We start from the raw sequence: 20,502 nt of genomic DNA on the forward strand, positions 1-20,502 counted from the left end.
CCGATCAGCCGCCTGTCTTTCCCACACACGGTGCAAGCCTTTCCCTGGAACCGTTCGGAGCGCTCGGGCACCCTCGCGCCCAGTCTCACCAGGGCCCGCGGCACCCCGCTCGTCCATTGCTCCGACTGGCCAGGCCCAGGCCGCGGCGCAGAATGGCACCCGCCACCGCAACCGCAGAAGGAGACACCGCCCGTGGGATCGAGCTTCTACGTCAGCGCCGCCGGGGCGCCCTGGGCGTTCTCCCGGGAGCAGTTGGCGGACGCCCTCGCCCGGCACTGGCCGGGAGCGACCGTGTCCGACGTCTTCGAGCGCTTCGTCGAGATCCACGCCGAGGTGGCGCCGGGCCAGGTCGCCGAACTGTCCTTCCACAAGGAGCACAAGGTCTTCTCCTTCGCCGACCGCGAGCCGTGGTCGGCGGCGCTCACCGTGTTGCACACCGTCCTCGGCGAACTCGCCCCCGGCGTGCCCGCCGTGTGGTGGATCGACTTCGACGGCACCCTGGAACCGCTGGAACTGTCCCTACCGCTGGAGCAGTTCATCGACGATTTCGGCGCGTAGTCCCGGACCCGGAAGGGCCGTTACACAGCCGCCGGACGACCGTGACACGGCCGGCCGGGTACCGCGACACGCCCCTCCTAGCGTCACTTCCGACGCACCGGCCGCACCGGCCGGACCCCGCGTCGCGACGAAGGAGACACCCCGTATGAGCACGCGCCGTACCCACCGCTCGCCCGCCCGTCGGGTGCTGGCCGTCTGCGCCCTGTCCGGTGCCGCCCTGCTGACCGCGATGTCCGGCGGGCAGGCGTGGGCCGACGGAGCCCCGGCCGCCCCCGCGTCGGCCTCCCCGAACCCGAGCGTCAGCCGGGCCGCCGAGCCGGCGCCGCAGAAGCCGACCGACCCGCAGAAGCCGACCGCCGCCCCGGCCCAGCCCGGGGACCCCTCGGCGAAGGTCGTCGTGCCGCCGACCGCCACCCCGTCGGGCGCTCCGGCCGTCGCCCCCAAGGGCGGTGCGATGCCGTCGGTCGCCCCGGAGCGGAGCCCGGCCGTGGCGCCGGCTCCGGCCACGGGCACGGGCGCGCCGCAGGTCCGGGAGGTCCCCAAGGGTGCCGCCAAGGCCGGTGACGGGTCCGGCTCGACCGGCAACTCCGGCCTCATGCTGGCCGGTGGCGGCACCGTCGCGGCCGTCGGCGCCGGTGCGATCGGCTTCGCGCTGCTGCGCCGCCGTTCCGGTGCGCGTGGCTGACACCGGCTCCGGGCCCTCCACGGGTTCCGCCGGCCCCGCCCCCGCCCCCGCCCCGTCCGCGTCGTCGGTACGGGGCGGGGGCGGGGAGCCGGCCGACGGCCGCCGGGGAGCCCGGGGCGCCCGGGGGCACCGCCGCCCCCGAGACCCGCTGGCCGACGGGCTGCGCCGGACGGCGTTCGGCGCGGCGGGCCTGCTCTGCCTGGTGCTCGGCACCACCGTCGCGCTGTCCGGCACCCGGACGCCGGTGGTCCGGGTGGAGACCTCCGCGCGCGAGGCCGGAACCACCGGGACGCAGGCGGCCGCCGCCCCGACCAGCGCCGCCACCCCCACCGCCCCCCGCCCCTTCGCGGCCTCGCCGCCGACCCGCCTGCTGATCCCGGCGGCGGGCGTCGACGCCCCGGTGGGCAGCCTCGGCCTGAACCCGGACGGCACGGTCGAGGTGCCGACGGCCGAACGGGCCGACGAGGTCGGCTGGTACCGCAATGGTCCGACCCCGGGGGAGACCGGCCCGGCCGTCCTGATCGGGCACTACGACACCGCGCGCGGCCCGGCCGTCTTCCGCGGCGTGCCGAAGCTGCGGCCCGGCGACCGGATCCAGGTCCGGCGGGCGGACGGCAGCACGGTGGACTTCCGGGTCCGCACCTCGCTCCAGGCGGCCAAGGACCAGTTCCCGACCGCCACGGTCTACGGGGACACGGCGGCGCCCGAACTGCGGCTGATCACCTGCGGCGGGCGGATCGGCGCGGACGGCCACTGGACCGACAACATCATCGTCCTGGCGGACCTGGCCTGAGGCGGGGGCGTGAGGCGGTTCCGCCTGCCCGGGTCAGGCCCGTTAGGCGGAACCGGGCAGGCGGAACCGCCGACCACCCTCCCGGCGACCTACCACCGGGGACGAACGAACCAGCGCAGCACCGCAGCCGCAGACCAGGAGGACGAGCACCGACCGTGGCACCACGACCACCAGCCCGCCCCCGCCCCGCCCGCCCCGCGTCGGCCGCCCTCCTCGCACCGGCCGCCGTCCTCGCCGTCCTCGCCGCCGCCCTGCTGAGCGGCTGCGCGTCCTCCGGCGGGCTGAGCGACCACGGTCCGGCCGCGCCCGTGACGCCCTCGCCGAAGCCCCAGCCGCTCTGGCCGGACCTCGCCGCCGCCCCGGCGCCCACCCCGCCCGCGTCCGCGTCCGGCCGCGCCCCGGAGGCGTCGCCGCAACCGGTCCCCGAGGTGACCGCCCCTGGGCAGGACATCACCGCCGTCGACGTCCGCGCCCTGCTGGCGAAGGACCCGGACACCAGCCCGGACGAGCGGCGCGCCCTCGACTCGTGCCCGGGGACCCCGGCGGCCCCGGCGGCCCCGGGGACCCCGACGGCCTGCGCCCTCCGCGCCCCGGAGTTCCGCGACCTCACCGGCGACGGCCGCCCCGAACTGATCACCGCCCTCGGCACCGCGGGCAGCGCCGGACCGGTCGTGCTGCACGTCTACACCCTGTCCGGCGACCGCCTGATACCCGTCCTGCGCGTCCCACTGCTCAACGCGTTCAGCGCCGAGACCGTCGGCACGGACCTGTGGTTGCACGAGTCGACCGGCGTCTGGGCCCGCACGAGCAGTCACTACGGCTGGGACGGCGTGCGGCTCGGCCTGCTCGAACGGAAGGCGCAGGACGTCGGCCCGCTCCCCGGCCCGAGCCAGACGCCGACCGCGGACCCGGAGGCGCCGGCCGCCCCCACGGCGAAGCCGTCCGCCGGCCGCCCCTCGGTGTCGCCGGAGCCGGCCCGCCCGAAGACCGGCGCCTCGCCCGTCGCCCCTCCCGCCCCCGGCGCCCCCGTCCTCCCCGCCGCCCCGGGCCGTACCGCCGCGCCCACCGCCACGCCCGTCCCGCAGCCCGTCCGCCCGACCGCGGTTCCCCCGGAGACCACGCCTTGAACGACCACGCCGCACCGGCCCCCACCCACCCGCACATCCTGATCGTCGAGGACGACGAGGTGATCCGGGAGGCCACCCGGATGGCCCTGGAACGTTACGGCTTCCCCGTCTCCACGGCCGCCGACGGGCTGGAGGGGCTGGAGGTGTTCCACGCCGTCCGGCCCGACCTGCTGCTGCTCGACGTGATGCTGCCGCTGCTCGACGGGGTCGGGCTCTGCCGGCGGATCCGGGAGGAGAGCCAGCTGCCAATCCTGATGATGTCGGCGCGCACCGACCCGGTCGACGTGGTGTCCGGGCTGGAGGCGGGGGCGGACGACTACGTGGTCAAGCCGTTCGAGAGCGCGGTGCTGGTCGCCCGGATCCGGACGGTGCTGCGCCGGGTCCGCGTCGTCCCGGCCGCCGAGGCCCCGCCCGTCCCTCCGGCTCCCCCCGAGCCGCGGGCGGCGACGACCGTGCGCAGCTTCGACGGCCTGGACGTGGACACCGACTCCATGGAGGTCCGGGTGCACGGCCGGCTCGTCCCGCTGACCCCGACCGAACTGCGGCTGCTGCTGGAGTTCACCGCCGCGCCCGGCATCGTGCTGGAACGTTCCACCTTGCTGGAGCGGGTGTGGGACTACGAGTGGGGCGCCGACACCCGGGTCGTCGACGTCCATGTGCAGCGGCTGCGCGCCAAGATCGGCGGCGGCCGGATCGAGACCGTCCGCGGCTTCGGCTACAAGCTGCGGCGCCCCGAATGACGCCGCGCCGCGGGAAGCTCCCGCGCCTGAAGCTCTCCCGTCCGAGGTTCTCCCGCCTGAAGCTCTCCCGCCTGAAGTTCCCCCGCCCGACCCTGCGCCGCCTGACCCTGCGCCGGCAGATCGCGACCGCCGTCGCCGCCATCTCCGTCCTGGTCGCGGTGGCCGTCGGCCTGCTGGTCCACCAGGCGATGGTCCGCCAGCACGTCGACCAGGCCCGCCGCTCCGCCCTCACCGCGCTCGACTCCGCCCTCGCCGCCTATGCGCGCGGCGAGCCCGCCGGCGGCACCGCCGCCGTGGACGACCCGGCGCTGCCCGCCGCACTGCACACCCTCGCGGCGGCCGGACGGCGCGGATCCCTGCTGGGACCGGGGACGGGGGCAGGGGCGGGGACGGGGGCAGGGGCGGGCCCGCAGGGCGACGGCGAGTCGATGTGGGCGGCCGGCGCCGTCCAGGACGGGGTGCTCTCCGTCCGGGTCGACTTCACCCAGGACCGCGCGGCGATCGCCGACCTCGACCGGATCATCCTGATCGCCGTCGTCGCGTCGGTCTTCATCACCGTGCTGGTCGGAGTGCTGGTCGCGGACCGGATCAGCCGGCGGCTGCGGACAGCGGCGACGGCCGCCCGGGGCATCGCGGCCGGGCGCACCGACGCCCGGATCGGCGAACTGGTCGACGGCCGGGACGAGGTCGCCGACCTCGCGGCGGCCGTCGACCAGATGTCGCGCGCGCTGCACCGGCGGCTGGAGGACGAGCAGCGGTTCACCGCCGACGTCGCCCACGAGCTGCGCACCCCGCTCACCGGGCTGGTCACGGCGGCCGAGCTGCTGCCGCCCGGTCGGCCCACCCAGCTCGTGCAGAACCGGGTGCAGGCGCTGCGCTCGCTGGTCGAGGACCTGCTGGAGGTGTCCCGGCTGGACGCGGACGTCGAGACGCCGGACCTCGCGGCGGTGCCGCTGGAACGCGCGGTCCGCCGGACCGTGACGCTCACCGGCCTGGACGTCGACGTCACCGTCCTCGCCGACACCTCGGTCCGCACGGACCTGCGCCGACTCGACCGGATCCTCGGCAACCTCCTCCTCAACGCCGACCGCCACGGCGGCGGTGACGGCGGCGGCACCGTCCGGCTGCACGTCGACGGCCGCCGGATCACCGTCCGCGACCACGGTCCCGGCTTCCCCGAGGAGCTCCTGCGCGACGGGCCCCAGCGTTTCCGCACCAGCGTCCGCGAACGCGGCAAGGGCCACGGCCTCGGCCTCACCATCGCCCGGGGCCACGCCCGCGTCATCGGCGCCACCCTCGGCTTCGCCAACCACCCCGACGGCGGCGCCGTCGCCACCCTCGTCCTCCCGGACCAGAGCCCGGACCAGAGCCCGGAACGGCGCCCGGACTGAAGCTTGTTGCGGAAGGCCTGGAGCGGGGCTTTTCTCCGGTCTGGGTGGAGGCGTTCACGGGGTTGCGGACGCGGCAGTTCGAGGGCTTGGTGCGCGTGGTGCGTGAGCGGGGCGGCAATGGTGCGGGCGGCGGCAGGCCTTGGTGCCTGCCGCTGCCCGACCGGGTCCTGCTGGTCGCCGTGTACTACCGGATCAACCTCACGATGCGCCGGCTCGCCCCGCTGTTCGGGGCCTCGACGGCCACGGTCCTTGCCGGGGCCGTTCCTCAGCTCAGCGCAAGCCGTCTGTGTCGTCGTGCTCTTCGCCGATGGGGAATGGCCGACGGTCCTCCATCGGGTCATCGCTGTACATGACCGCGGACACCGCGCCGTCGTAGGCATCGTCGAGGCCGTTACCGCTTGCGTCGAGTATGTTCTCCCAGTCAATTCCCATGCCTGCGAGCCTAGCCGTAGTTTTCGAGGAACCGAGCGATGTGGGCGTTGAGCTCGTCCGCCCGGGCAAGGACAGGCGTTGCCGTAGACCCGTGAACGCCTCCACCCAGACCGGCTCAGTCCGAAGCACCCCACCCGTACCGGAGAAGTGCCCCGCACCAGGCCTTCTGCATCAAGCTCTAGCGCGCCGCGCGGGTCCCGGGCGGCGGGGCGATCCCGAACTCGGCCTCCAGCAGCGCCGCGATCTCCGCGTCGCCGCCGAGCTCCTCCACCGTCGCCGTGCCGTCGGCGGCGGTGCGGGTGAGGGTCGCCCCGTCCAGGAGCAGGTGGCCGGCTGGGAGGGTGCGCTGCACGAAGAGGCGGCGGAACGGGGAGCGCGGGTGGGTGGCCACGTACCAGTTGGCCACCTTGATGTCGATGGCGAGGGTCGGCGCGAGGGTGAAGGCGACCAGGTCCAGCCAGCCCCCGCCGGACCACGCCTGGAGCACCCGGACGGGCGCGGGCCCGTCCGGCTCCTCGACCACCAGCCGGTGCCGGCGGCCCCGGCCCTCCCGGACCACCCCGGGGATCATCGGCAGCGGCTCCAGCAACGCGTCCGGCGACCCGAACCCGACGTCCACGAGATGCGGCACCCCGTCCGAGCCCGGCACCCGGACGGCCAGCACCAGATGCGTACGCGGCCGCACCTCTCCGGGCCGCGCCCCCACCCGCACCCGCCCGGTCAGCCGGGTCACCCCGAAGCCCAGCTGCTCCAGCACGTCCGCGAACAGCGTGTTGTGCTCGAAGCAGTACCCCCCGCGCGATCCCAGGACCAGCTTCGCCTCCAGATCGGCGAGCTCCAGCGACGGCACCGCCCCCACCACCACATCGAGGTTCTCGAACGGGATGCCCAGCACATGCGCGTGCTGCAACCCCCGCAGCGTCCCCAGGGTGGGCCCCCGCTCCCCGCCCCACCCGATCCGCGCGAAGTACTTGTCGAGATCGACACTCATACCGCCACCGTACGGACCTACCCCCACCCCGGTCCTCCGCCCCCGGTTCGGCACGCCCTGGACCTTGAGTCCTAGGACCGCCCCGGTCATGCGCGGGCGCCCATGAGTCGTCCCTTCCCCCGGTGGGGAGTCAGGGGGCGAATCACCCTTTTCGTCGGCCTCCGGGAGGGGTGGAACGGCCAGCTTCGGAGCTCCGAAAAAAATTCTCAGTGGGTGTGCAACCGTTCGCTCGGATCGCGTGTCTGACTGTCTGTGAGGCGCGAGAACGCCTCCACTGCGCGGGCCAGGAGGGGTTCAGGCCCGGCGAAACGTCACTCCCGGGCCGGTCGGGTTTTGCCCGCACGTCCGTGGATAGTCCATTCCAGTCACCATTTGCTGTCGCCGCCTGTCCGCAGCAAAAACATGGGGGGTAAGTTTCTATGCGCACGACAATTTCCGGCCGTCGGAACCGTTCGAGCCGCACGGTCGCTCGGGCTGCCGCCGCCACCGTCCTCGTGACCGCGGTGGCGGGCGGAAGCGCCCTGCTGTCGGCGCCTGCGGCCTTCGCGGCGGACGACGTGCCGCGGGTGAAGCTGAAGCTCGACGCCCCGGCTGTGATCGGAAGCGCCGGGCAGCCGGTCGAGTTCACCGAGACCGTCACCAACACCGGCTCCAAGGAGACGAATTACCGCCTCTACGTGCATGCCATCACTGGTGAAGGCCTGCCGGCCTCGGACGCCATCGTCATCGACTACCGTGACCCGGCCGGCGGCGGGTGGAAGTCCCTCAAGCTGTCGCGTTTCGGCGAGGGGAGGGGCGCCGGCTACGGGGCTGAGCTGCCCAAGGCCTTGGCGATTCCGGCGCACCGCAGTGTGGCGGTGAAGCTGCGGATCGGCCTGCCGATGGGTCGCCCGCACGCCGGTGCCACCAACGGCGGGATCCCGTCGCTGGTCCTCGACTCGGGTGTGGCAGGCGGTGCCCACGGGGTCCCGGCGGACCGGGTGAGCAAGACGATCAAGGTCCAGAGCCCCTCGCCCTCGGTGTCCCGCGTCCCGGCCACCGCCGTCGCCGGTGGTGCGCCCATCGAGTTCGACGCCGTCGTGAAGAACTCCACTCCGTCGAACTACGTCAACGTCGGCAACGTCCTCTTCGTCGACCCGCACGCCACCGTTCAGGTCCGCAAGCCGAATGGCACCTGGACCACGCTGAAGAAGGTCTACGACGGTATTCCCGGCGACAATCCGGGGGTGTACCTGCAGGGGCGTGACTCCAGCCTCCGTGCCAACTCGACGACCACCGTCCGGGTCCGGGTGTCGTACGACACCACCACCCCGCTCGGACAGACGAAGCTCGGGCAGTGCCTGTTCGTCAACGAGAGCCCGACCACCCCGTTCCGTGGGACGACCAGCTGTGGCGCCGGTGCCACCGTGCAGATCGTCGCGCCGGGCGCCAAGGGCACCAAGGGCACGAACGGGCAGCCGCCCGTGAAGACGGTGCCCGGCACCAAGGGCAGCACGGCCGGCAAGTAGGCCTGACAGCGGTAGTGGAGGGCGGTTCCGGCGGCGGCCGGAGCCGCCCTTGCCGTCGTTCGCCCCGGTCAGGTAGCCGTGGCGAGGGCGGTGAGCTGCGGGGGCTGCCACGCGTAGGTGGGGGCGGCGCGGTGGAGGAGGAGGTGGGTGGGGAGGAGGCCGGCGGCGGTGAGGGCGAGGTCGCGGGCGAGGACGGCGGCGGGGGAGCGGCGGGCGACCAGGGTGCCGACGGCGCGGGAGCCGGCGACGATGGCGGTGGTGCGGGGGAGGCGGGCGGTGGTGTAGGCGGGGAGGCCGGCGGACGGGACGGCGGCGGCGAGGACGACCGCGTCCTCGATGGCCTGGCAGGCGCCCTGGCCCTGGAACGGGACCATCGCGTGGGCGGCGTCGCCGAGCAGGGCGACCCGGCCGTGGTGGTAGGCGGGGAGCGGGTCGGCGATCTCCCAGACGTCGTGGCGGAGCACCTTGGCCGGGTCGGCGGAGGCGAGCAGTTCGGGGACGGGCGCGCACCAGTCGCCGTAGCGCCGGAGGAGTTCGGCGCGCTCGTCGCCGTCGGCGGCCCGGGCGCCGGCCGGGGCGAGGGCGGCGCCGTACACGTACACCCGGCCGTCGGAGAGCGGGACGACGCCCGCGAGCCGGCCGCGGCCCCAGACCTCGCCGGCGGCGAACGGCGGGCGGGGCGGGTCGGCGACGATGGTGCGCCAGGTGGTGAAGCCGGAGTAGCGCGGGCCGGGGTGGTACGGGAAGAGGGCGGCCCGGGTGGCGGAGCGGATGCCGTCGGCGGCGACCACCAGGTCGGCGGGCTGCTCGCCGTCGGGGGTGCTGACCACGGCCGGACGGTCGGCGCCGCCTTGGCCGGCGCTGCCCGGGTCGACCAGTGCGGCGGGGGAGTCGGTGTGGACGGTGCCGGCGGGCAGGGCGTCGACCAGGGCGTCGATGAGGGCGGCGCGGGCGACGGCGATCACCGGGTCGCCGAAGTAGGCCTCGACGGCGTCGCTGCCGGTGCGGGCGAGCCAGCGGCCGGAGGGGCGGCGGACGCCGATGGCGGGGTGCGGGGAGGCGAGGGCGCGCAGCCGGTCGCCGATGCCGAGCCGGTCGAGGGCGCGCAGGGCGTTGGGGGCGAGGGCGAGGCCGGCGCCGACGGGTTCGAGCGAGGCGGCGCGTTCGTGGACGGTCACCGGGACGCCCTGGCGGTGGAGGGCGAGGGCGGCGGTCAGGCCGCCGACGCCGCCGCCGATGACGACGGCGCGGTGCGGGCGCTGCTCGGGACGGTGCACGGGACGGTCCATGAGAGTTCCTCTCGAACGCTGCGAACTACACCTGTAGTTTCGGCCTCGTGCACCACCGTACTACAGCTGTAGTGTGGATTGGGAGCAGTCCGCGAGAACCTGGATGATCGGAGCCATGACCAGCGCCAGTGCCGCCCCCGCCGCCCCCCAGCGCCAGACCCTGATCGCCGACACCGCCGTCGCGCTGATCGCCGAACGCGGCCTGCGCGGGCTCACCCACCGCGCGGTCGACGAGGCGGCCGGCCTGCCCACCGGCTCCACCTCCAACCTCGCCCGCACCCGGGCCGCCCTGCTGGAGCTGACGATCACCCGGATCGCGGAACTGGAGGCGCCGGGGTTCCGGGCGGTGGCCGAGATCGCCGCGCCGTCCGACATCGGCGCGGCGCGCGAACTGCTCGCCCAGGTGGCGGCCGACGCCGTCCACCAGGCGCTCACCGCCGGACGGGCGCTCACCGTGGCCCGCTTCGAGCTGGCGCTCGAAGCCACCCGGCGCCCCGAACTGCGCGCCGTCTACGACCGGTTGGGCGCGGGCTTCGTCGACTTCGCGGTCACCGTGCTGACCGGTTGCGGCTCCCGCGCGCCCGAGGCGGACGCCCGCCGGCTGGTCCGCTGGGCGGACGGGGTGCTGTTCAACGTCGCGGCCGGCAGCGGCTACGGCCGCGTCCCCGAACCGGCCGAACTGCGCGCGGAGGTGGCGCGCTACCTCACCGTCCTGCTGGACGGCGCCGGCGAGTAGCGGTCAGGCCGCGTCGAGCGCCGGGGCCAGGACGGCGAACGCCTGCCCGGTGAGCGCCACCGGGTCGGCGGCGCCGTCGCTGTCGCTCCAGCGCTCCAGCACCGCGCCGAAGGCGGTGAGCGCCATCCCGGCGGCGAGCCGCGGGTAGAGGTCGGAGCCCGAACCGGAGCCGGAGCCCGAGCTGGAGCCGGAACCGGAGCCGGAGTCGGAACCGGGGCCCGCGTCGCGCCCGGTCCGGCGTGCCAGCTCCGCCGCCAACTCCTCGCACCACTGCGCCTGCCGCTCCAGCAGGCGGGCGTGCAGCGCCGGCGTGCGCAGGATCAGCTGGACGGCGCGCAGCGCGCGGTCGCCGTGCTCGCCGCAGGCGACGAGCGGGACCAGGACGGCGTGCCGCAGGGCGGTCGACGGCGGCTCGGCGGCCGGGCGGGCGGCCAGTTCGGCGCTGATGCCGGTGCCCAGCTCGGCCAGGAAGCGGACGATCACGTCCTCCTTGGACGCGAAGTAGCGGAAGAAGGTCCGCTTGGACACGCCCGCGTCGGCGGCGATCTCGTCCACCGTGACCGCGTCGAACCCCTGGGCGGTGAGCAGCCGGAACGCCGCCTCGGTCAGCTCGTCCACGACGAGTTGGCGCTTGCGCTGGGCCAGGCTGACGGCGGGTCGGGGCGCAGGGCGGGGCGCGGGGCGGGAGGTCACCCGTCGATGGTAACGCCATGCCGGTCACGACACCAGATGGCATCTTGACACCGAGTGACACCGACGGCAGCATCTGCCACATGAAGCCTTCGGAGCAATGGAGCACGGACCGGATCCCCGACCAGACCGGCCGGGTGTGCGTCGTCACCGGCGCGAACAGCGGCCTCGGGCTCGCCACCGCCCGGGCGCTCGCCCGGCGCGGCGCGCACGTGGTCCTCGCCGTCCGCGACGAGGAGCGCGGCCGCCGGGCCGCCGCCGCGATCAAGGCCGAACACCCCGGCGCCCGCCTCGACGTCCGCCGCCTCGACCTCGCCGACCTGGACTCCGTCCGCGCCTTCGCCGGACGGCTGCGCGCCGACCACCCCCGGCTGGACGTGCTGGTCAACAACGCGGGCGTGCTCGCCCCGCCCCGTACGCTCAGCCCGCAGGGCCACGAACTCCAGTTCGCCGTCAACCACCTCGGCCACTTCGCGCTCACCGGGCTCCTGCTGGACGCCCTCGCGGCCGGCCGCGACCCGCGCGTGGTCACCGTCAGCTCGCTCAACCACCGCAAGGGCCGGATCCGCTTCGACGACCTCACCGGCGCGCGCGGGTACAAGCCGATGGCCTTCTACGACCAGTCGAAGCTCGCCAACGCGCTCTTCGGCCGCGAGCTCCACCTCCGGCTGACCGCGTCCGGCAGCCGGGTCCGCAGTCTGCTCGCCCACCCGGGGTACACCGCCACCGATCTGCAGACCGACGGGCCGACCGGCCTGGTCCGGCTGCTCTTCGGCGGCCTGCTGCGGCCGCTCGCCCAGCGCCCGGCAGACGGCGCGCTGCCGCAGCTGTACGCGGCGACCGAACCGGCCGCGCGCGGCGGGGAGTTCATCGGCCCGGACGGCCGTGGCGAACTGCGCGGCGCGCCGACCCCGGTCCGGCTCGCCGCGACGGCGACCGACGTGGAGGCCGGCCGCCGCCTCTGGGCGCTGTCGGAGGAGCTGACCGGCGTCCGGTACGGCCTGGGGTGACGCCACCTCGGACGGCAAGTCCCGATCGCCGCCACTGCCCGGTCCGGCCTCACCATCCGCGCCGGGCGCGGCTCCGCCGGAGCCACCGTCGGAGCCGCGCGGCGCGGCGGGCAGGGCGGCGATCAGCTTGAGGGGAGCGTGCTCACGCCTCGATGGTCACGCTCACTTGCATGTGGTCGTCCCCCGGGGTGCCGCCGACCTCGATGGTGACGCCGCTCCAGCGGCCGTCGTCGGGCTCGTTCAGCGCCGGCTTGGTGTGCTCGCCGATGCGGTTGTTGCCGAGCGCCGGGTAGAGGTCGTTCTTGTCGCCGCGGTTGCCGCCGATGCTGGCGGCCAGTTGGCGCTTGCCGTCGGCCTGCATCAGCTCGATGGCGAGGTGCTGTTCGTCGTTGACGTTGTCGATGCCCTCGTCCACCACGTAGGCGGCGATGCCCTGGGACGGCAGGAACTCGTCCAGGCCGGTCCGGCGGCGGTATTCGACGACGATGTACTGCTTCGGCTTCATCCGCGGGCTGGTGATGACGAGGATGTCGCCGCCCTCGGAGACGGGGCGCAGGGAGATGTCCTCGGTGGTCTCGGTGATCGTCTGGGGCGCGGTCCAGCCCTGGAACATCCGCAGCATGCCGTTCGGGTAGACCGGCCTGCTGCCCGGGGCGTCGTCCGGGCCGCCCCAGTTGCCGGCGGCCATCAGGCAGTAGCTGCCGAGGCCCGAGGAGATGCGCTCGAACGCCTTCCCCGTGTCGTAGAAGTCGGCCCAACGGGCGGCCAGATGGCCCCACTCGTGACAGCAGACACCGACCGCGCAGTCCTCGGGAACGGTCAGGAAGGTCTGCACGGCCAGGCCCGGTGTGACCGGGACGCTCGGCTTGAAGCTCCACTTGGCGCTCCACAGGGCGGCCAGCTGGTCGACCGGGTCCTCGATCGACTCGGCGCCGGAGCCCGCGTGGACGACGAACAGCGCGGTGACGATGCCCTCGCCGAGGACGTCGAGCTCCTCGGGGAAGGGGACCTTCGCGTCCTTCGCGGCCTTCAGGGTGTCGAGACCGAGGCTCACCTCGTTGTTGGGGAACGAACTCGGGTTCTTGCCGGACTCGTTGTTGGCGTAGAACGAGATCGGCTTCGGCATCCGGAACCAGCCGAACACCTCGCCCTGGACGTCGATCCCGCCGTCGTCCGGGGCGGCGGGGTCGAAGCCGCTGATCTGCCGGTAGTAGTCGCGCATCGAGCCGGTCGGGAAGGTGCTGGTGCTGAACAGCAGCTGCTCGAAGTGCTCGGCGGTGTGGGCGGGGTCGTGCGGAAGGTCGGGGAAGTCGACCAGCAGCACCAGGGTGCGGACCACGCCCTTGAGCTTCCGGGACGGATGGGAGATCAGCTGGGCGTCGGTGCGGGGACCGGGCACGATGGCCCCGTCGTCGAGTCCGACGATGTTCTCCCCGAGCCGCCGGGAACGCCAGACGTGGTAGTACTGCGCGAAGGTGATGTCCTTCGGTAGCCGCCCGGTCTCGATCAGTCTCTCGTACTCGTCGTGCAGCGCGGCGAGCACGTTCGGGGCCATGGGGACGGGGCAGACGTGTCGGTGATCCGAGGAATGGGGACGCAGCGAGGTTAACGTGTGACGCATCGTGACGGCTCCTTCGAGCCTGCTCACCCCGCCGGGTGGGCGGTCGCCGGCAATCGGTCGGCTCGCCAGGAGGGCGGTCGGGTCTGGCCGGTACCGGTTGCGAATGGGGCGATATGCGGTTGTCTGTCCCCATTCTGACGCCGCGGGCGGCGAAAGCACCAGACCCGAGGGGCCGTCGGATCCGCCCGAGGCCCCCTCAGCCCGCCCGGTGCGCCGCAGCCGCCGCCGCGAAGGAGGCGGCGAGCTGCGGAGATCCCGCCCAGTGCAGGTGCAGATACGAAGCGTGAACGTTCGCGGCCCGTTCGCCGCCCGCGAAACCCTCCCGGTGCGGGCCGGTCGGCAACCGCCAGCCCCACGCGGGCCGTTCGCCGGCCGCCGGCTCGCAGACCGTCCGGTGGAACTCGTGGCCGCGCAGCCGGGACCCGCCCGGGACCAGCGGCGAGTCCTCCAGCGCCACCGCCTCCCGGTACCCGAGGGTCAGCCGCTCGGTCATCCGGGCCGTGGTGTCCAGCACGCCGCACATCGGCAGGCCGTCCAACTCGCGCCCGAGGTAGAGCAGTCCGGCGCACTCGGCGGAGACCGGTCCGCCCGCGGCGGCGAACTCGGCGATCGCGGCCCGCAGTCGGGCGTTCGCGCTGAGTTCCCGGACGTACAGCTCGGGGAACCCGCCGCCGATCACCAGGCCCGCCGTGCCCGCCGGCAGGGCGTCCGCGTGCAGCGGGTCGAACGGCACCACCTCGGCGCCGGCGGCGGCCAGCAGCTCCGCGTTCTCGGCGTACGAGAAGGAGAACGCGGCGCCGCCGGCCAGGGCGACCCGCGGCCGGCCCGCGACCGGGGTCACCTCGGCGGCCGGGTCCCACGGCTCGGCGGCCAGCGGCGGGGCGGTGCGGGCCAGCGCCAGCACCGCGTCCAGGTCCACCGAGGCGGCGACCAGCTCGCCCATGTCGGCCACCGCCCGCAGCGCCTCCGCCGAGCGCTCCACGGCGGGGATCAGGCCCAGGTGCCGGGACGGCGTGGCGACCGCCGCCGACCGCCGCACCGCGCCCAGCACCGGCACGCCCGAGCCCTCCTCCAGGGCCTCGCGCAGCAGCAGCTCGTGCCGGTCGGAGGCGACCCGGTTGAGGATCACCCCGGCCAGCCGGACCTCCGGGTCCCAGGAGGCGAAGCCGTGCACCAGCGCGGCCACCGAGCGGGACTGCGAGGAGGCGTCCACCACCAGCACCACCGGCGCCTTCAGCAGCTTGGCGACGTGCGCGGTGGACGCCAGCTCGCCCCGCCCCGAGGCGCCGTCGAACAGGCCCATCACGCCCTCGACCACCGCGACGTCCGCCCCGGCCGCGCCGTGCAGGAAGAGCGGGGCGATCCGCTCCGGCCCGCACATGAAGGCGTCCAGGTTGCGGCCGGGGCGGCCGGCGGCCAGCCCGTGGTAGCCCGGGTCGATGTAGTCCGGGCCGACCTTGTGCGGGGAGACCGCCAGCCCGCGCGCGGCGAGCGCCGCGATCAGGCCGGTGGCCACGGTGGTCTTGCCGGCGCCGGAGGACGGCGCCGCGACGACGAGACGGGGGATGTTCACGGTGCTACTGCTCTCGCTGCTCTCACTGCTCTGCCTGGCTTGCCGGTGTTCTGCCGGTGTTCTGCCGGTGCTCTGCCGGTGCCCTACCGGGGCGCTACCACTCGATGCCGCGCTGGCCCTTGCGGCCGGCGTCCATCGGGTGCTTGACCTTGGTCATCTCGGTGACCAGGTCGGCGAAGTCGGTGAGCGCCTCGGGCGCGTACCGGCCGGTGATGACGACGTGCTGGCTGCCGGGGCGGTCCTTGAGCACGGCCACCACCTCGTCCGGGTCGACCCAGCCCCAGTGCATCGGGTAGGTGAACTCGTCCAGCACGTAGAAGCGGTAGGTCTCGGCGGCGAGGTCGCGCTTGACCTGCTCCCAGCCCTCCTTGGCGGCCGCCTCGCTGTCCATCTCCATCTCGGTGGAGCGCTGGATCCAGGACCAGCCGGAGCCCATCTTGTGCCAGTCGACGCTGCCGCCCTCGCCGGAGGCACCGAGCACGCGCAGCGCGTTCTCCTCGCCGACCTTCCACTTGGCGGACTTCACGAACTGGAACACCCCGACCGACCAGCCCTGGTTCCAGGCCCGCAGCGCCATCCCGAAGGCGGCGGTGGACTTGCCCTTCCCGGGGCCGGTGTGCACGGCGGTGATCGGCAGGGTACGGCGCTGACGGGTCGTCAGGCCGTCCTCGGGGACGCTCTCGGGGACACCCTTGGGCATGGCTCAGGCCGCCTTTCGCGCAGTGGAGGTGATGGCACGGTTCTCACGGACGAGCGAGGCGACGCCCTCGGCGCGCAGCTCGTCCAAGGTCACGGCGGTGGCCCGCAGCCGGGTCGCCAGGGTGCGGGCCAGGCCGAGTCGGACGGGGCCGGACTCGCAGTCCAGCACCACGCTCGCCACGCCCTGCGCGGCCAGCAGCCCGGCTGCCCGGTGGGACTGCGCGACGGCGTCCCGGCCGCCGCCGGTGGCCCGGCCGTCGGTCACCACGACCACCAGCGGGCGGCGGTCCGGGTCGCGCAGCCGCTCGATCCGCAGCACCTCGTGGGCCTTCAGCAGTCCGGCCGCCAGCGGGGTGCGGCCGCCGGTGGGCAGCGACTCCAGCCGGGCGGCGCCGACCTCGACCGAGGAGGTGGGCGGCAGGGCCAGCTCGGCGGACGCGCCGCGGAAGGTGATCATGCCGATCTTGTCCCGGCGCTGGTAGGCGTCCATCAGCAGCGACAGCACGGCGCCCTTGACGGCGGTCATCCGCTGCCGGGCCGCCATCGAACCGGAGGCGTCGACGACGAACAGCACCAGGTTGGACTCCCGTCCCTGGCGCACCTGCTCGCGGAAGTCGTCCTTGTGCAGCACCAGCGCGCGCGAGTCGCGCCCGCGGGCCACCTGGTGCGGGGCGGCGGCGCGCAGGGTGGCGCTCAGGTGCAGCCGGGCGAGCCGGCCCTGCGGGCGGCGGGCCCGGATGGTGTGGCCGCCGTCGGTCTCGGCGGGGGAGCGGCGGCCCTGCGCGCCGCGCCCGGTGCCGTCCACCGCGAACAGCCGGGTGCGGTACGGGTCGCCGGCCGCGACCGGCGCCGACTCCCGGGCGGGGGAGGGGTGCTGGGCCGGGACGGGCTGCTCGGGCGCGTCCGGCGCGGCGGGCGTGTCCGTCGCCTCGACCGGCGGCGCCTCCGGACCGGTCGGCTCGGGAGCCCCGCCACCGTCCGGGCCACCGCCGTCGCCGCCGTCACCCCCGTCGTCCGGCCCCTCGCCCTCGGGCCCCTCGCCCTCCGGGCCCTGCGGAGGCTCGGGCTCCTCCTCCGGCTCCTGCCGGTGCTCCTCAAGCGTCCGGTCCAGCTGCTCCTCGTCGAGCCCGGGCGCGTCGAAGGGGTTGCGTCGCCGCCGGTGCGGCAGCGCCAGCCGGGCGGCCTTGCGGACGTCCTCCTCCAGCACCTCGGTGCGCCCGTCCCAGGCGGCCAGTGCGACGGCGGTGCGCGCCATCACGATGTCCGCGCGCAGCCCGTCCACCTCGAACGCGGCGCACACGGCGGTGATCTGCCGCAGCGCCGCATCGGTCAGCTCGACCTTCGGCAGCAGCTCCCGCGCGGTGGTGATCCGTTCGGCCAGCGCCCGCTCGTCCTCGGCGAACCGGTCGGCGAACCCGGCCGGGTCGGCGTCGTAGCCGAGCCGGCGGCGGACCACCTCGGCGCGCTCGGCCGGGTCCCGGGTGGCGGCGATCTCCACGGTCAGGCCGAACCGGTCGAGCAACTGCGGCCGCAGCTCGCCCTCCTCCGGGTTCATCGTGCCGACCAGCAGGAACCGGGCCGCGTGCCGCACCGACACGCCCTCGCGCTCGACGTAGGAGCGGCCCATCGCGGCGGCGTCCAGCAGCAGGTCCACCACGTGGTCCTGGAGCAGGTTGACCTCGTCGATGTAGAGCACGCCGCGGTGCGCCTGGGCGAGCAGGCCCGGCTCGTACGCCTTGACGCCCTCGGACAGCGCGCGCTCCAGGTCGAGCGAGCCGACGATCCGGTCCTCGGAGACGCCGACCGGCAGCTCGACCAGCTGGGCCGGGCGCTCGGAGGCGGCGGCGGAGCCGGCGTGCACGCCGTCCGGGCACTGCGGGTCCGGCGCGGCCGGGTCGCAGGCGAAGCGGCAGCCGTCGACGGTCGCGATGGACGGCAGCAGCCCGGCCAGCGCGCGCACCATGGTCGACTTGGCGGTGCCCTTCTCGCCGCGCACCAGCACCCCGCCGACCGCCGGGGAGACCGCGTTCAGCAGCAGCCCGAGCCGCAGGTCGGCCATGCCGACGATCGCGGTGAACGGGTATCGGACGTCACTCATCATTCTCCCCAGGGGCCCCGGGCGGCAGGAACGGCAGCGACCCGGCCGCCGGCACCCCGCCCTCGATCAGCTTCCACAGCGCGTCGGTGTCCGCGTGCTCCTCGATCAGCTCGCCCAGCCGGTCCAGCCGGGCCTCCCGCGCCTGCGCGAACGAGGTGTCCGGCGCGGGGACGAACGCCCGGCCGGCCACCGCGGCGACCTCGCGCAGCAGCTCGCGCCGGAAGCCGTCGTTCTCCAGCGCGCCGTGCCAGGTGGTCCCCCAGGTCGCGCCCACCCGGCAGCCGTCGAGGAACGCTTCCCCGCCCTCCACGTCGACGATCCCGTGGTGGATCTCGTAGCCCTCGACCCGCTGGCCGAAGGCCTCGCCGACCGGCCGGCCGAGGATCTTCGCCGCCCCGAACCGGACCCGGGTCGGCAGCAGCCCGAGGCCGTCCACCGCGCCCGCCTTGGACTCGACCTCGTCGACGATGGCGCCGGCCAGCATCTGGTAGCCGCCGCAGATCCCGAGCACCGGCTGCCCGGCCGCGACCCGCGCCGCCAGCGCCGGCTCGAAGCCGCGCTCGCGCAGCCAGGCCAGGTCGGCGACGGTGGCCCGGGTGCCGGGCAGCACCACCAGGTCGGCGTCGGCCAGCTCCTCCGGGCGGGTGGCCCAGCGGACCAGCACCCCGGGCTCCTGGGCCAGCGCGTCCAGGTCGGTGAAGTTGGACAGCCGGGGGAAGCGCAGCACGGCGATCCGCAGCACGTCCGCGCCGAGCGGGCCGCGCGAGGCGGTCCGGTCGACCACGGTGGACAGGTCCAGCGAGTCCTCGGCGTCCAGCCACAGGTCGGGCAGCATCGGCAGGGTGCCGAGCACCGGACGGCCGGTCAGCTCGCGCAGCATCTCCAGCCCGGGGGCGAGCAGCCGCGCGTCGCCGCGGAACTTGTTGACGAACCAGCCGGCCACGTGCCGCTGGTCCTCGGCGGAGAGCAGCGCCAGCGTCCCGTACATGGCCGCGAACACGCCGCCCCGGTCGATGTCGCCGACCACCACGACGGGCAGTCCGGCGGCGGTGGCCAGGCCCATGTTGGCGATGTCGCGGTCCCGCAGGTTGATCTCGGCGGGCGAGCCGGCGCCCTCGCAGACCACCACGTCGAAGCGGCGGCGCAGGTCGGCCAGGCACTCCAGGGCGCGCTCCAGCAGCACCGGCTTGCGCTCGCGGTAGTCCAGCGCGCCGACCTCGGCGACCGGGTGGCCGAGCAGCACCACCTGGCTGCGGCCGTCCGCGCCGGGCTTGAGCAGCACCGGGTTCATCGCGGCCTCCGGCTCCACCCGGGCGGCCTGCGCCTGCATCGCCTGCGCGCGGCCGATCTCGGCGCCGTCGGCGGTGACGAAGGAGTTCAGCGACATGTTCTGCGCCTTGAACGGCGCGACGTTGACGCCCTGCCGGGCCAGCCAGCGGCAGATGCCCGCGGTGACCACGCTCTTGCCGGCGTCCGAGGTCGTCCCGGCGACCAACAGCGCGTTGCTCATGCCCCGCCCCTTCCCCTTCTCCTGCCGAGGACCGGCTTCCCGCCGATGACCGGCTTCCCGCCCAGGGCCGCCCGGAGCACCAGGTGCCCGGCGACCGTCGTACCCAGGGCCAGCGCGCTCACCCGCCGGGAGAGCACACAGGCCCGTTCGATGTCGTCCACCCCGACCGGCCGCAGTCCCTCGCCGAGCACCGGCCGGTGCTCCACGCGTTCGCCGTACTGGAGGGTGCCGCCGAGTCGGACGCCGACCGCGCCGGCGAAGGCGGACTCGGCCTGGCCGGCGTTCGGGCTGGGGTGCGCGGAGCCGTCCCGGCGCCAGATCCGCCAGGCGGTGCGCGGTTCGGGCGCGGCGGCGACGGTCAGCAGCGCGGTCAGCCGGGCGCCCGGCCAGCCGGCCACGTCGTCCAGCCGGGCCGAGGCCCAGCCGAACCGGGCGTAGCGGGGCGAGCGGTGGCCGACCATCGCGTCCAGGGTGTTCACCGCGCGGAACGCCAGCAGTCCGGGGGTACCCGCCAGCCCGCCCCAGACCAGGGCGTTGACCACGGCGTCGGCGGTGTTCTCGGCGACCGACTCGACCACCGCGCGGGCCAGCTGCCGCTCGTCCAGGCCGCTCGGGTCGCGGCCGCACAGGTGCGGCAGCCTGTCCCGGGCCGCCGTCAGGTCACCGGCCGTCAGCGAGCGGCCGATGGTGCGGGCCTCCCGGGTCAGCGAGGTGCCGCCGAGCACCGTCCAGGTGGCGGCGGCGGCCAGCGCGGCGCGGCCGAGCGGACGGTGCGCCAGCAGCCGGTCGGCGGCGAGCGCGCCGGCCGTGACGGTGCCCACGCAGAGGGCGGTGTAGGCGGTGCCGGTGGCGCGGTCGTCGCGCCAGAGGCGGCGTTCGAGCCGGCCGGCGGCGGTGCCGAAGCCGGCCACCGGGTGGCCGCGGCGCGGGTCGCCGAACCGGGCGTCGGCCAGGTACCCGGCGACGGCGCCCGCGGCGAACGCGGCGGCCCGGGTCAGCGGGCGCACGGCAGGGCGTGCTTCAGCGGGTCTCGACCGGGCGGGGCAGCCTG

General features: G+C 75.1%; 19 protein-coding genes and 1 pseudogene. 10 read left to right on the forward strand and 10 right to left on the reverse strand.

Features of this window, described 5'->3' with window-relative positions; translation table 11 throughout:
- Positions 1-192: 192 nt before the first annotated feature.
- The 7 genes and pseudogenes from AB0N76_RS04010 to AB0N76_RS04040 all read left to right on the forward strand — a co-directional run.
- Complete coding sequence (locus tag AB0N76_RS04010; protein ID WP_363552870.1) at positions 193-558, forward strand: hypothetical protein; 366 nt, start codon at positions 193-195, stop codon at positions 556-558.
- A gap of 145 nt (positions 559-703) precedes the next feature.
- Entirely contained in the window at positions 704-1,243 is a 540-nt protein-coding gene (locus AB0N76_RS04015; RefSeq protein ID WP_363552872.1) for a hypothetical protein, read from the forward strand.
- Positions 1,236-2,036 carry a class F sortase gene (locus AB0N76_RS04020; protein ID WP_363552874.1) on the forward strand — a complete coding sequence of 267 codons (801 nt, stop codon included), beginning with the start codon at positions 1,236-1,238 and terminating at the stop codon, positions 2,034-2,036. The genes AB0N76_RS04015 and AB0N76_RS04020 overlap by 8 nt, the downstream gene beginning before the upstream one ends.
- 155 nt (positions 2,037-2,191) lie before the next feature.
- On the forward strand, positions 2,192-3,163 hold the full coding sequence (locus AB0N76_RS04025; protein ID WP_363552876.1) for a hypothetical protein: 972 nt from the start codon (positions 2,192-2,194) through the stop codon (positions 3,161-3,163).
- Positions 3,160-3,903: a two-component system response regulator CseB gene (cseB, locus tag AB0N76_RS04030; protein ID WP_363552878.1), complete on the forward strand. Its 744-nt coding sequence runs from the start codon at positions 3,160-3,162 to the stop codon at positions 3,901-3,903. The genes AB0N76_RS04025 and cseB overlap by 4 nt, the downstream gene beginning before the upstream one ends.
- Positions 3,900-5,294 carry a HAMP domain-containing sensor histidine kinase gene (locus tag AB0N76_RS04035; RefSeq protein WP_363552880.1) on the forward strand — a complete coding sequence of 465 codons (1,395 nt, stop codon included), beginning with the start codon at positions 3,900-3,902 and terminating at the stop codon, positions 5,292-5,294. Before cseB ends, AB0N76_RS04035 begins: the two co-directional genes overlap by 4 nt.
- Before the next feature lie 17 nt (positions 5,295-5,311).
- Positions 5,312-5,539 (forward strand): annotated as a pseudogene (locus AB0N76_RS04040) (transposase family protein); the annotation flags it as partial.
- A gap of 25 nt (positions 5,540-5,564) precedes the next feature.
- Here AB0N76_RS04040 and AB0N76_RS04045 read toward each other — a convergent pair.
- The gene (locus AB0N76_RS04045; RefSeq protein WP_363552882.1) at positions 5,565-5,726 is read right to left on the reverse strand and encodes a hypothetical protein; all 162 of its coding nucleotides are present in this window, start codon (positions 5,724-5,726) and stop codon (positions 5,565-5,567) included.
- A gap of 178 nt (positions 5,727-5,904) precedes the next feature.
- Positions 5,905-6,717, reverse strand: a complete 813-nt coding sequence (locus AB0N76_RS04050) for an arylamine N-acetyltransferase (RefSeq protein ID WP_363552884.1) — start codon at positions 6,715-6,717, stop codon at positions 5,905-5,907.
- A 503-nt stretch (positions 6,718-7,220) separates the two neighbouring features.
- On the opposite strand from AB0N76_RS04050, the gene AB0N76_RS04055 reads away from it, so the two are divergent.
- On the forward strand, positions 7,221-8,225 hold the full coding sequence (locus AB0N76_RS04055) for a hypothetical protein (RefSeq protein ID WP_363552886.1): 1,005 nt from the start codon (positions 7,221-7,223) through the stop codon (positions 8,223-8,225).
- Positions 8,226-8,293: 68 nt separating this feature from the next.
- On the opposite strand, the gene AB0N76_RS04060 is transcribed toward AB0N76_RS04055, so the two are convergent.
- Positions 8,294-9,514, reverse strand: coding sequence for an FAD-dependent monooxygenase (locus AB0N76_RS04060; protein ID WP_363552888.1), 1,221 nt, complete (start codon positions 9,512-9,514; stop codon positions 8,294-8,296).
- A 115-nt stretch (positions 9,515-9,629) separates the two neighbouring features.
- Here AB0N76_RS04060 and AB0N76_RS04065 point away from each other — a divergent pair, with 115 nt between their 5' ends.
- Positions 9,630-10,250, forward strand: a complete 621-nt coding sequence (locus tag AB0N76_RS04065; protein WP_363552890.1) for a TetR/AcrR family transcriptional regulator — start codon at positions 9,630-9,632, stop codon at positions 10,248-10,250.
- 3 nt (positions 10,251-10,253) lie between these two features.
- On the opposite strand, the gene AB0N76_RS04070 is transcribed toward AB0N76_RS04065, so the two are convergent.
- Positions 10,254-10,943: a TetR family transcriptional regulator gene (locus AB0N76_RS04070; RefSeq protein WP_363552892.1), complete on the reverse strand. Its 690-nt coding sequence runs from the start codon at positions 10,941-10,943 to the stop codon at positions 10,254-10,256.
- A gap of 80 nt (positions 10,944-11,023) precedes the next feature.
- Between AB0N76_RS04070 and AB0N76_RS04075 the strand changes: the two genes are divergently transcribed.
- Positions 11,024-11,950, forward strand: coding sequence for an oxidoreductase (locus tag AB0N76_RS04075; RefSeq protein WP_363552894.1), 927 nt, complete (start codon positions 11,024-11,026; stop codon positions 11,948-11,950).
- Positions 11,951-12,092: 142 nt separating this feature from the next.
- On the opposite strand, the gene AB0N76_RS04080 is transcribed toward AB0N76_RS04075, so the two are convergent.
- The 6 genes from AB0N76_RS04080 to AB0N76_RS04105 form a co-directional block, all read right to left on the reverse strand.
- Positions 12,093-13,505: a M6 family metalloprotease domain-containing protein gene (locus AB0N76_RS04080; protein WP_363552896.1), complete on the reverse strand. Its 1,413-nt coding sequence runs from the start codon at positions 13,503-13,505 to the stop codon at positions 12,093-12,095.
- A 262-nt stretch (positions 13,506-13,767) separates the two neighbouring features.
- Positions 13,768-15,144, reverse strand: a complete 1,377-nt coding sequence (locus tag AB0N76_RS04085) for a cobyrinate a,c-diamide synthase (RefSeq protein WP_363552898.1) — start codon at positions 15,142-15,144, stop codon at positions 13,768-13,770.
- A 94-nt stretch (positions 15,145-15,238) separates the two neighbouring features.
- Positions 15,239-15,844, reverse strand: a complete 606-nt coding sequence (cobO, locus tag AB0N76_RS04090) for a cob(I)yrinic acid a,c-diamide adenosyltransferase (RefSeq protein WP_363552900.1) — start codon at positions 15,842-15,844, stop codon at positions 15,239-15,241.
- A gap of 3 nt (positions 15,845-15,847) precedes the next feature.
- On the reverse strand, positions 15,848-17,941 hold the full coding sequence (locus tag AB0N76_RS04095; RefSeq protein ID WP_363552902.1) for a putative cobaltochelatase: 2,094 nt from the start codon (positions 17,939-17,941) through the stop codon (positions 15,848-15,850).
- Complete coding sequence (locus AB0N76_RS04100; protein ID WP_363552904.1) at positions 17,934-19,451, reverse strand: cobyric acid synthase; 1,518 nt, start codon at positions 19,449-19,451, stop codon at positions 17,934-17,936. Before AB0N76_RS04100 ends, AB0N76_RS04095 begins: the two co-directional genes overlap by 8 nt.
- Complete coding sequence (locus AB0N76_RS04105; protein WP_363552906.1) at positions 19,448-20,458, reverse strand: cobalamin biosynthesis protein; 1,011 nt, start codon at positions 20,456-20,458, stop codon at positions 19,448-19,450. Before AB0N76_RS04105 ends, AB0N76_RS04100 begins: the two co-directional genes overlap by 4 nt.
- Between the last annotated feature and the right edge of the window lie 44 nt (positions 20,459-20,502).

This window comes from Kitasatospora sp. NPDC093806, assembly GCF_040683335.1.
Classification (GTDB): domain Bacteria; phylum Actinomycetota; class Actinomycetes; order Streptomycetales; family Streptomycetaceae; genus Kitasatospora.

Excerpts from the sequence above, each read along its gene's own strand:
- AB0N76_RS04100 (WP_363552904.1), bottom strand. The coding sequence starts at position 19,451 with ATGAGCAACGCGCTGTTGGTCGCCGGGACGACCTCGGACGCCGGCAAG.
- AB0N76_RS04060 (WP_363552888.1), bottom strand. The coding sequence starts at position 9,514 with ATGGACCGTCCCGTGCACCGTCCCGAGCAGCGCCCGCACCGCGCCGTC.
- AB0N76_RS04065 (WP_363552890.1), top strand. The coding sequence starts at position 9,630 with ATGACCAGCGCCAGTGCCGCCCCCGCCGCCCCCCAGCGCCAGACCCTG.
- cobO (WP_363552900.1), bottom strand. The coding sequence starts at position 15,844 with ATGCCCAAGGGTGTCCCCGAGAGCGTCCCCGAGGACGGCCTGACGACC.
- AB0N76_RS04050 (WP_363552884.1), bottom strand. The coding sequence starts at position 6,717 with ATGAGTGTCGATCTCGACAAGTACTTCGCGCGGATCGGGTGGGGCGGG.
- AB0N76_RS04015 (WP_363552872.1), top strand. The coding sequence starts at position 704 with ATGAGCACGCGCCGTACCCACCGCTCGCCCGCCCGTCGGGTGCTGGCC.
- AB0N76_RS04075 (WP_363552894.1), top strand. The coding sequence starts at position 11,024 with ATGAAGCCTTCGGAGCAATGGAGCACGGACCGGATCCCCGACCAGACC.
- AB0N76_RS04035 (WP_363552880.1), top strand. The coding sequence starts at position 3,900 with ATGACGCCGCGCCGCGGGAAGCTCCCGCGCCTGAAGCTCTCCCGTCCG.
- AB0N76_RS04095 (WP_363552902.1), bottom strand. The coding sequence starts at position 17,941 with ATGAGTGACGTCCGATACCCGTTCACCGCGATCGTCGGCATGGCCGAC.
- AB0N76_RS04045 (WP_363552882.1), bottom strand. The coding sequence starts at position 5,726 with ATGGGAATTGACTGGGAGAACATACTCGACGCAAGCGGTAACGGCCTC.
- AB0N76_RS04080 (WP_363552896.1), bottom strand. The coding sequence starts at position 13,505 with ATGGCCCCGAACGTGCTCGCCGCGCTGCACGACGAGTACGAGAGACTG.